This is a genomic window from Thalassotalea sp. PP2-459 (assembly GCF_001913705.1).
Lineage (GTDB): Bacteria > Pseudomonadota > Gammaproteobacteria > Enterobacterales > Alteromonadaceae > Thalassotalea_C > Thalassotalea_C hakodatensis.
Genome location: NZ_MKQD01000022.1, coordinates 1 through 1,905 on the forward strand (window position 1 = coordinate 1; position 1,905 = coordinate 1,905).

Below are 1,905 nucleotides of genomic sequence, written 5' to 3' on the forward strand. Positions count from 1 at the left end.
CCTACTCACTTTCACATGGACTACCAACGCCATGCCTGTTTAGCCTGCTCCGTCCCTCCTTCGCAATATATAGAAGTACAGAAATATTAATCTGTTTCCCATCGACTACGCCTTTCGGCCTCGCCTTAGGGGCCGACTTACCCTGCCCTGATTAACATGGGACAGGAAACCTTGGTCTTTCGGCGTGGGAGTTTTTCACTCCCATTATCGTTACTCATGTCAGCATTCGCACTTCTGATACCTCCAGCATGCCTTACAACACACCTTCAACGGCTTACAGAACGCTCCCCTACCACTTAAATCAAAGATTTAAATCCGCAGCTTCGGTGACTAGTTTAGCCCCGTTACATCTTCCGCGCAGACCGACTCGACTAGTGAGCTATTACGCTTTCTTTAAAGGATGGCTGCTTCTAAGCCAACCTCCTAGCTGTCTATGCCTTTCCACATCGTTTCCCACTTAACTAGTACTTTGGGACCTTAGCTGGCGGTCTGGGTTGTTTCCCTCTTCACTATGGACGTTAGCACCCATAGTGTGTCTCCCGCATATCACTCATTGGTATTCGGAGTTTGCAAAGGGTTGGTAAGTCGGGATGACCCCCTAGCCTTAACAGTGCTCTACCCCCAATGGTGTTCGTGCGAGGCTCTACCTAAATAGATTTCGGGGAGAACCAGCTATCTCCCGGCTTGATTAGCCTTTCACTCCGACCCACAAGTCATCACCGCATTTTTCAACATACGTGTGTTCGGTCCTCCAGTTGATGTTACTCAACCTTCAACCTGCCCATGGGTAGATCGCCGGGTTTCGGGTCTATTCCTAGCAACTGTACGCGCAGTTAACACTCGCTTTCGCTACGGCTCCCCTAATCGGTTAACCTTGCTACTAAAAATAAGTCGCTGACCCATTATACAAAAGGTACGCAGTCACCCGAAGGCTTCCACTGCTTGTACGTATACGGTTTCAGGTTCTATTTCACTCCCCTCACAGGGGTTCTTTTCGCCTTTCCCTCACGGTACTGGTTCACTATCGGTCAGTTAGGAGTATTTAGCCTTGGAGGATGGTCCCCCCATATTCAGTCAACATTTCACGTGTGCCGACCTACTCGTTTTCACAATATGTTTGTCTTCGTGTACGGGGCTATCACCCTGTATCGCCAAGCTTTCCAGCTTGTTCCACTGACGCCCATACGCTTAAGGGCTAATTCGCGTTCGCTCGCCGCTACTAACGAAATCTCGGTTGATTTCTTTTCCTCGGGGTACTTAGATGTTTCAGTTCTCCCGGTTCGCCTCATTAACCTATGTATTCAGTTAATGATAATGTCTTATGACATTGGGTTTCCCCATTCGGAAATCTGTGTCTGTAACGTCTTTTATCGACTTAACACAGCTTATCGCAGATTAACACGTCCTTCATCGCCTCTAACTGCCAAGGCATCCACCATATACGCTTAGTCACTTAACCATACAACCCTAAATATTTTAGGTTACTCAGTGACAAAACTGAGTATCAATGTATGTCTGACATTTTCACGTACTATAAATAGCACTTGAATTAGAATGAAATAAGATAAGGAAGTCTTATTTCGGTTGTTAGCTTTATTCATTAAAGTAATGAGCGCGACACTCGTTACTTACCTAAAGCTAACGTGATATAACTAGTTGATAAAACTACTTATATCGGGATATAAATATCAGCTTTCCAGATTGTTAAAGAAATCGTAATTAACACGCATTCGGTTAAAAACTTGGTTAAAAAAACCAAATTGAAAATCACTAAAAAGTAACCTTTAATTTGGTCTCTCATTCTTTATGAAGAAGTTAATAATCCGAGTTAAGCTAGGCGCTTGATGGCGACGTTTAGTTCACTAAACGAGTCATTAAGCAACGACGCATAACGAAGAATTTGGT

At 44.6% G+C, this 1,905-nt stretch carries 1 rRNA gene; it reads right to left on the bottom strand.

The window, feature by feature from the left end:
- Positions 1 to 1,459 (bottom strand): 23S ribosomal RNA (locus tag BI291_RS04385); the annotation flags it as partial.
- Between the last annotated feature and the right edge of the window lie 446 nt (positions 1,460 to 1,905).